The sequence below is a fragment of the Microcoleus sp. Pol14D4 genome (assembly GCF_036701245.1).
Classification (GTDB): domain Bacteria; phylum Cyanobacteriota; class Cyanobacteriia; order Cyanobacteriales; family Microcoleaceae; genus Microcoleus.
Window position 1 is genome coordinate 1 of record NZ_JAUBQM010000135.1, and the last position, 8318, is coordinate 8318.

An 8318-nucleotide genomic window follows, 5' to 3' on the forward strand; every position below is an offset into this window, starting at 1 on the left:
TCGGCCTTTTCGCTCATCTGACTACATTACCATATTTTTCGGCTCTCTGCGGAACTATTTTTTACCTGAATCCTTACAATGCAGCTTTAGCCAAGCGCCCAACCCATACATACTAAGCCATTCCCCATTGTTGAATCTAAAATCTAAAATCTAAAAACTAAAATCGTATTACCTCTCGGGGATGGTGACTTGTACTTACAAATCTTGATATTTGTATATTCTGGAAGCATTTTTAAGGAATTTTGTTTATGAACTCACCCGCCGCCACCAATCCTCACTCTCTTTCCAACGACACTAAAAACATCGTTCAGACAATCAACGGGTTGGGTACAGATGAAAAACTGGCGCTGCTCTACTTTGTTTATGAAAAAATGGGAGATTCAATTACACCAGCCGCTCCCGCCGCCGCCGAACCAGAATTAGCTCCCATGCTGCTGGATGATTTTTACAAGCTTTCCCATGACCAACAACTGAATATAATGCGCGGTATTGTCAACGGCGACGACACGCCGTATTCTCACGCTTACGGAGCTTTAACTGCTAACAATCAGTTGGTAGTTTGGTATGCTTGGGCTATTGGTATGGGGGAAACAATTGTCGATATCCCCGAAGGATATGAGGCAACTGAGGCTGTCAATGGCGTGTTGGGTCAAATTGAAGGTCTTGATTTTGAACAGCAAATTACAGTGCTGCGCGATGTAGCTAATAATATGGGCTACACCGATGTTAAACCAATTGCTACTCAGGCGGAAGTAGGGAAAACTTCTAGTCTTTAAGACATAAAAGTCTGCTGTTGCAACCTATCCTACACAAACTCTCTTCCTAGCAGAGAGGGACTCAAGAATAAAGGGATTACCCAAAACCTCTATATGTAGGGTGCGCCGAGGTGCACCCTACCGCTATAATTATTAGGTAAATCCTTTTTTTGCTCTTAGTCATATTTATTTTTTCGTGTCTTAGAGAGGGACGAAAATTTTTGTACGAGCGGTTAAAATCGGCCATTCTGATAAATATAAAAAGGTTTTCAGTCAGCAATTGAGTTTTTTAGGGTAAATTTTTCGCGGGAACTCGATCCGAAATATTGAACCTTTGTTGGGTTGACTTTCGGCGGTAATTTTACCGTCGATCATCTTGACTAAAGAAGCACAAATAGCTAGTCCTAAACCAGTGCCGGGATATTGGCGAGTTGTACTTTGGTCGCCTTGGTGGAATTTGTCGAAAATGTGGGGAAGATCCTGTTGACAGATGCCGATTCCTGTATCCCGAACGGTGATAATTAGCCGATCGCTATTTAATGCCCGCACCTCAATGTAAATGCTGCCCTCATGTGTGAATTTAACCGCGTTGGAAACGAGATTGACCAAAATTTGCCGCAGGCGCAACTTGTCATTAACTATCAACTGATCCTGCAAGCAGACGCTGACGGACATTGCCACGTTCTTATCGGTGGCTTGATTTCCGAATTCCAGGGCGACATCCATTACTAAATGCGCTAAATTAAATTTTTCAATTTTTAATTCTGTGCGGCCACTCTCGATTTTGGAGAGGTCGAGGATATCGTTAATCAGCAGAAGCAGATTTTTGCCGTTATGTAAAATGCGCCCCACCATTTCTGTTTGCTGGGCGGTCAGCAGTTGTTTGTGCTGGCGCAGCAGCAATTGGGAAAAGCCGATAATCGAATTCATGGGAGTTCGCAATTCGTGGGACATGATGCCCAAAAATTGCGATTTTAACTTGGCTGCTTCTAGCAGTTCCAATTTTTGCTGTTGAATGCGTCGCCCCTGATTTTCCAGTTCTTCCTGCTGGCGAATTAGCAGCTCGTTTTGCAAGTCTAAAAGCTGTTCCTGCTTTTTTAATTTTTCGATCGCCAGCGCGTTGTTAATCGCGATCGCAGCTTGTTTTCCCATCACCGCCAGCAGTTGCTGAGTATGAGCGTTAATCGCCCTGCTGTCTTTCCCGTTGCCGATGGCCAACACACCCAAACGCCCGCTTGGCGCCGACTCGATCGCTGCAGCACAGGCCGCCGCCGGCAGCCCGCCGTCGCCCGACTCCGACCGCAACAGTACAGACTCTCCCGTCGCAAATGCTTTCCACAGCAGCTTGTTTTGCACGTGCGGGGTTGTACCCTCACCAAAGTTTTCCGTGCCCCCGACAGCGCTGACTTTGAGGCCGCTGCAATCGTACTCCAGGAGAGCAACTAGGCAAAATTCCGCTCCTGCGATCGCCTCTACAGTCGCATCCGCAATGCCTTGCAACAACTGGCACAAGCTACCCGCGCGCTGGCTCAACAGATTTGTAAATCGATCGAGCGCGTGCAACTCGTGTTCCGCGTCCCATACCGTCCGGGCTCCACACAAATTTTTTGCTGTAAAATTGTTTTTCGAGGGCACTCGATCGGGCAAGAATTCTGGTTCTGCTTGGGGTTCGGCTGGAGTTTTTTGGATGGCGTCGATTTCGGTGTAGGTTCCCACCCACTTCCAAACTTCCTGACTGTCTGGATTAGCGGGCGTTCCTGTGGCCAGGTTCCAGCGGTAAATGCCCTCTCGCGTCCGCAGACGGAATAGAATTTCGTAGCTTGGCGGCGGGAACTTAGAAGTGTGCGATCTCGCCAACAGACGAGGGCGGTCTTCTGGGTGAACCTGCGCCAGATAGCCGAAACCCAAAGCTGCTGCTGCTGGTACGCCGGTGTACTCCTCCCAGCGCTGACAGAAATAAGTCGCCCAGCCGTCGGTCTTTGTTTCCCAACCTATGTGAGGAATTGCCGACTGCAGGCGATCGTCCTGAGTTTCGCAGTCGCCAACTTGCGGTTGGGGGGACGTTATTTCAGATACTTTGTGTAAGATTTCCGAGTCGGAAAACTCCGACGGAAAAGACTTATTGCGGTCATACTGAGTCATAACAGGTTATATAAATAAGCATTGGACTTGAGCCCTAACACCGGCTAAAGACTCGTACTGCTAGCTTTATTGATTTTGACGTGCCAAGTGCATCAAAATTTTTTATACTTTAAACTTATCTCGGTAGTGATATCTTTACCTCTATCAACGGGCGGACAATGAGATAATTCAGTTAAACTGTTAAAACATTGAGAGCTTACCTGTCCAGAGGAAGGCTCGTGCAGGCATCGCCGCAAAATAACTTAAAAATTAACTTGCATTCTTGGCGGCTGCATGAGTATGCTTAAAAATGATGTGCAGCCTGTAAAACCCTAAATCAGGACACATTCTCAAATTTACTCAGTTTATCTGAGTCAGTTGACGATATTTTAAAAGTTTAGCGGACTATTGGAAGAAAGATGAGTAAAATTCGCGTTGCTTTGATAGAAGACCATGACCTGACAAGAGTCGGCATCCGCACAGCTTTACAACAGCGTGACACGATAGAAGTTGTCGGCGATGCAGCTAACGCTACAGATGGATTGAAACTGCTTCAGTCTTCAAAACCTGACGTGGCAATTGTAGATATTGGATTGCCGGATTTTGATGGCATTGAACTTACACAAAAGTTCAAAAAATCCGTAGCGGAGTCCGATCCAGATACAAAAATTTTGATTCTGACTTTCCAGGACAATGAAGAAGAAGTTCTGGCAGCTTTTGCCGCCGGAGCTGACTCTTACTGCATGAAAGATATTAGCTTCGATCAGTTATTAGATGTAGTAAAAGTAACTCACGAAGGTAATTCTTGGATCGATCCGGCGATCGCCCGTATCGTCCTGAAACAAGCTCGCACTCAGGAACCCGCGCCGGAAGAACCGAAGGCTGAGGGCAAAAGAGTCACAATTAAGGCTGCCGAACCCGAGTTTAGTCACATCATTGAGACTTACCCTTTAACCGAGCGGGAATTAGAAGTGTTGGAACTGATCGTGCAGGGTTACAGCAATGCTGCAATCGCCGAAAAGCTGTACATTACTGTCGGTACAGTCAAGACTCACGTCCGCAATATTTTGAACAAGTTGTGCGCTGATGACCGCACTCAGGCAGCCGTTCTTGCCCTGCGTTCTGGCTTGGTTGGATGAAGCCTTATCATCAGGCAAAATCAAGTTAAAAGTAGGGTGCGCTGGGCGCACCTTACGGTCACTGATTAAGGGTGTGCGCTGCACACCGACTGACTAATTGTTACCCAAAAATTAGGGGTAGCAGCGTACACCAGCCAAGCAATTGTTTGTTGTTAAAACAGTAATAAGTTTTAAAGGCGCATCTATCCTAGTACAGATGTTTTTTTAAGTTTTAAAAAAAGTAAATATACCTTAAGATAGATGCTAAAAACTATCATATTACTAATACTTATTGTTAAGCGATGCCCAGTTAGATTAATTTCGCTCCCACTGCCAATATTGCGCGATCTCACTTCATAAAAGGCGCAGGCAGAAGCCAGATTACGATACTTTTAGGAATAGTTAAGCCTTAAAGAAATTATATCCGCAGAGCGATGCTGAGTTCGCTTAAGTTAGCGAAATTAAAAGTATCAACTGCTACTGAAATGTTTTAGAAAGAGGTATTATGGCCGCCCCAATTGAATTCAAGTTATTTGCTCCCTATAACAAAGGAGCTGCCTTGATTGGCTCTTTTTCTAATTGGGAAGAAATTCCGATGGAAAAGGACGAAGAGGGTTATTTCCGCACGCGAGTTGAATTGGAGGATGGCGTTTATCAATACAAATTTCGCGTTCAGTCGAAAAGCTGGTTTCTGGAAGCAGATCAGTGGGTAGATGTGGTCGATCCCTACGCGACTGATATCGACGATCCTACTCAAAACGGCATTGTTCGGATCAAAGATGGCGATCGCATTGTCGATACCTACGTCTGGAAACACGACGATAAACCGCTACCGGCCGATCGGGAATTAGTGATTTACGAAATGCACGTTGCTGACTTTTCCGGCGGCGAAGACGATCCCTTCGCCCGCGGCAAGTACAAGCACGTCGTCGAAAAACTCGATTACCTAGTCGAACTCGGCGTCAACGCGATCGAACTCATGCCCCTCAAAGAATACCCAGGCGACTACAGTTGGGGCTACAACCCCCGCTACTTCTTCGCTGCCGAGTCCAGCTACGGAACCACAGAAGAACTCAAAAACCTCATAGACGAGTGTCACGGGCGCGGTATTCGCATCATCATGGACGGGATTTACAACCACTCGGAATCATCGAGCCCCCTCACTCAAATCGATCACGATTATTGGTACCACCACGCCCCGCGCGATCCTGACAACAATTGGGGCCCGGAATTTAACTACGAATTTTACGACGAAAACTTAGGAACTTTCCCGGCGCGCAAATTTATTGGCGATACAGTCCGCTATTGGGTTCAAGAATATCATCTCGACGGCATTCGTTTCGACGCGGCGCGACAAATTGCTAACTACGATTTTATGCACTGGATAGTTCAAGAAGCCAAAAATGTCGCCGGCCCCAAACCGTTTTACACCGTTGCCGAATACATTCCCGACGATCCCAGCATCACGAATCTAGACGGGCCGATGGACGGCTGCTGGCACGACAGTTTCTATCACTCCATAATTCCACAACTCTGCGGCGACAATTTTGATTTAGAACGGCTCAAAGAAGTAATCGACTGCAAGCGGCAAGGTTTCTTGGGTGCTACGAATGTAGTCAATTATTTGAGCAATCACGACCACGATCGCGTTTTTGCCGAATTGGGCGATCGCGGGATTTTGGATGAAGCAGCATTCAAACGGGCGAAGTTGGGAACCGTGCTGTTAATGACAGCAGTTGGCGTGCCGCTGATTTGGATGGGCGAAGAATTTGGCGAATACAAAGCCAAAACAATTGAGCAATCTAAAATTGACTGGACGCTGCTAGGAAATGACCAGAATAAAGGTTTGTGGGAATACTACAAAGGCTTAATTCACCTGCGTAAAAATAACCAAGCACTTTACACAGAAAACATCGACTTTTTCCACGAAGACCCCGACTCGAAAGTTTTTGCTTACACTCGCTGGAACGATGAAGGTTCGAGAGTTGTAGTAGTGGCGAATATGTCGGAAAATTATCTGGCAGGTTACAGCGTTCCCCACTTCCCGGCCAACGGAACTTGGCACGAATGGACGGGGAATTATGATATTGAATCGGGCGATGACAATATTATGATTGACTTGCCGGAATACGAAGCGAAAGTGTTTGTTTGGCAGTAAGCTGTCCTATCGATTCCGGTTGCACTCCTTATCATTGTTGACTGTTGACTGTTGACTGTTCACTGTGAGTCAACAGTCAACAATCACGGACGGTGCAACCGGAATTGATATTATTTCCCCGATTGATTTTCTAAGCACAATTGGGTTATAGCCGCCGCCGGTATTGGTTTGCTAAAAAAGTAACCCTGACCCATATCGCACTGATGCGAGTGCAAAAACGCCAACTGTTCTGCTGTTTCCACTCCCTCAGCAATCACCTGTAAATTCAGGCCCTGTCCCAAGGCGATCGCCAGTTTCACAATAGTAGCACCGCTGCTGCCAGTCACCAAGTCGGCAACGAAAGATTTGTCTATTTTTAAATTATTGAGGGGAAAGTTTTTCAAAGACCACAGCGAAGAATAACCGGTACCAAAATCATCCAAAGCAATGTGAATTCCCATGTCCTGCAACTGCTGCAATACCGACACCGTAAAGCTCACATCTGTCATGGCAATGCTCTCGGTAATTTCTATTTCTAAATACTCGGGATTTAACTTTGTTTCTGATAAAATTTCAGCGATGGTTTGTACCGTGTGAGGTTGCAGAAACTGCCGGGCTGATAAATTCACCGCTATCCGCATCGGCGGCAATCCCAGTAACTGCCACGCTCGATTTTGCAAGCAAGCAGTCCGCATCACCCATTCGTCTATTTGGCAGATTAATCCTGTTTCCTCAGCTAAGGGAATAAATCGATCGGGAGAAATCAAACCGCGTTCGGGATGTTCCCAGCGAATCAGAGCTTCCATGCCGACTATTTTACCAGTCTTTAAATTTATTTGCGGTTGATAGTGCAGGACAAACTCGGATTTTTTTAGAGCTTTGTAAAGATGATTTTCTAAGTTAAGATCCTCGGAGACTTTACTGCCGATCGCCAGCGTGTAAAACTGATAATTATTGCGACCTTTCTGTTTAGCTTTGTACATTGCAGCATCAGCATTTTTCAGCAAAGTTTCTGCATCTTCTCCGTCATAAGGAGCCAAAGCAATTCCCAAGCTAGCCTTAATATAAAGTTCTAGACCGTCAAAATCAAAAGGACTGCTTAAACTCTGGATAATTAGCTGGCAAATTTTAGTTGCTTCGTCAGGGCTGTTGAGATTGTACAGCAGCACAGTAAATTCATCTCCGCCCCAACGAGCCATCGAATCCCCCACGCGCAAACAGTTAGCCAAACGCCGAGATACACTTTGCAGCAACAAATCACCCACTGGGTGACCGAGAGTATCGTTAACATTTTTAAATCTATCCAAATCTAGAAAGATTACCGCCAGCATTTCTGCGTTTTGGTGAGCGCTAGCTAAAGCTAAAGACAGCCTTTCATTAAACAGCAATCTATTAGGTAAACCGGTTAATGGGTCGTGAGAAGCTTGATGTCGAATCATCGCCTCGACCCGTCTCTGCATTGCAGCCATGTACAGGTGAGTTCCTAAAGATTGTGCTAGCTTCTGTTCCTCGCTAGTCCACTTTTGAGCTTCGCCTGTTTTGATTTCTTTCCAAGCTGCAAAAGATTGTCGGGGACGATCGTTCCGGGCGTCCGAACTGCAACGCCCCGCCCACAAAATTTCTGTTTCTATAGGGCTGCGAAAAACGGTGAGACAGCCGATGCACTGTTGGCGGTATTGCAGCGGTACTGCCAAAAATGAACGAATGGAAGCTGCGACTAAATTGGCAGATACAGATTTGAGTTGAGGTTCTTTAGAGATATCTGCAATTGCATACAAATGCGGTACGATAAAACTGGAAACATTGCTGTCAATTGAACTGTAATGCTGGGAATATAGATTTTCAAAAATATCTAATTGGCTTGTATGATTAGCAGTTTGTGTTCGATCGCCTTGGTTGTCCAACCCCATGATCTGCTGCCAAAACGGGCTGAGTTCAAGGTCGAGATCCGCGGGCTGCTGGCCACAGGTATAAAGCAAAGCCGGTCGATCGCCAAACTCGGCTGCAAGGTAGAGTCGCCCTCCCGAACCACGCAAATGCTTGACAGTTTGTTCCAGAACTGATTTCCGAATTTCGTTGAGTTCCAGAGGAGAATGCAGCAAACTCGTAATGTAATTGCTCAACTAGGGGAAAAAAGGGAGCCATGAAGAGAGAGGGCTTTTTGAATAGCTTGATAAGCAGTTAAGC

At 46.1% G+C, this 8318-nt stretch carries 5 protein-coding genes; 3 read left to right on the forward strand and 2 right to left on the reverse strand.

Going from position 1 to position 8318, the window contains the following annotated elements; translation table 11 throughout:
- The first annotated feature begins 248 nt into the window (after positions 1 to 248).
- Positions 249 to 776, forward strand: coding sequence for an orange carotenoid protein N-terminal domain-containing protein (locus QUA33_RS26855; protein WP_333098984.1), 528 nt, complete (start codon positions 249 to 251; stop codon positions 774 to 776).
- Positions 777 to 1028: 252 nt separating this feature from the next.
- On the opposite strand, the gene QUA33_RS26860 is transcribed toward QUA33_RS26855, so the two are convergent.
- A complete protein-coding gene (locus QUA33_RS26860; RefSeq protein ID WP_333152656.1) occupies positions 1029 to 2897 on the reverse strand; it encodes a PAS domain-containing sensor histidine kinase in 1869 nt (622 codons plus the stop codon).
- Positions 2898 to 3295: 398 nt separating this feature from the next.
- Between QUA33_RS26860 and QUA33_RS26865 the strand changes: the two genes are divergently transcribed.
- Positions 3296 to 4015, forward strand: coding sequence for a response regulator transcription factor (locus QUA33_RS26865; protein WP_333042026.1), 720 nt, complete (start codon positions 3296 to 3298; stop codon positions 4013 to 4015).
- A 484-nt stretch (positions 4016 to 4499) separates the two neighbouring features.
- Positions 4500 to 6152, forward strand: coding sequence for an alpha-amylase family glycosyl hydrolase (locus QUA33_RS26870; RefSeq protein ID WP_333152658.1), 1653 nt, complete (start codon positions 4500 to 4502; stop codon positions 6150 to 6152).
- A 110-nt stretch (positions 6153 to 6262) separates the two neighbouring features.
- Here the strand turns inward: QUA33_RS26870 and QUA33_RS26875 are convergent, their stop codons facing one another.
- Positions 6263 to 8233: an EAL domain-containing protein gene (locus QUA33_RS26875; RefSeq protein WP_333152660.1), complete on the reverse strand. Its 1971-nt coding sequence runs from the start codon at positions 8231 to 8233 to the stop codon at positions 6263 to 6265.
- Between the last annotated feature and the right edge of the window lie 85 nt (positions 8234 to 8318).

Excerpts from the sequence above, each read along its gene's own strand:
- QUA33_RS26855 (WP_333098984.1), top strand. The coding sequence starts at position 249 with ATGAACTCACCCGCCGCCACCAATCCTCACTCTCTTTCCAACGACACT.
- QUA33_RS26860 (WP_333152656.1), bottom strand. The coding sequence starts at position 2,897 with ATGACTCAGTATGACCGCAATAAGTCTTTTCCGTCGGAGTTTTCCGAC.
- QUA33_RS26865 (WP_333042026.1), top strand. The coding sequence starts at position 3,296 with ATGAGTAAAATTCGCGTTGCTTTGATAGAAGACCATGACCTGACAAGA.
- QUA33_RS26870 (WP_333152658.1), top strand. The coding sequence starts at position 4,500 with ATGGCCGCCCCAATTGAATTCAAGTTATTTGCTCCCTATAACAAAGGA.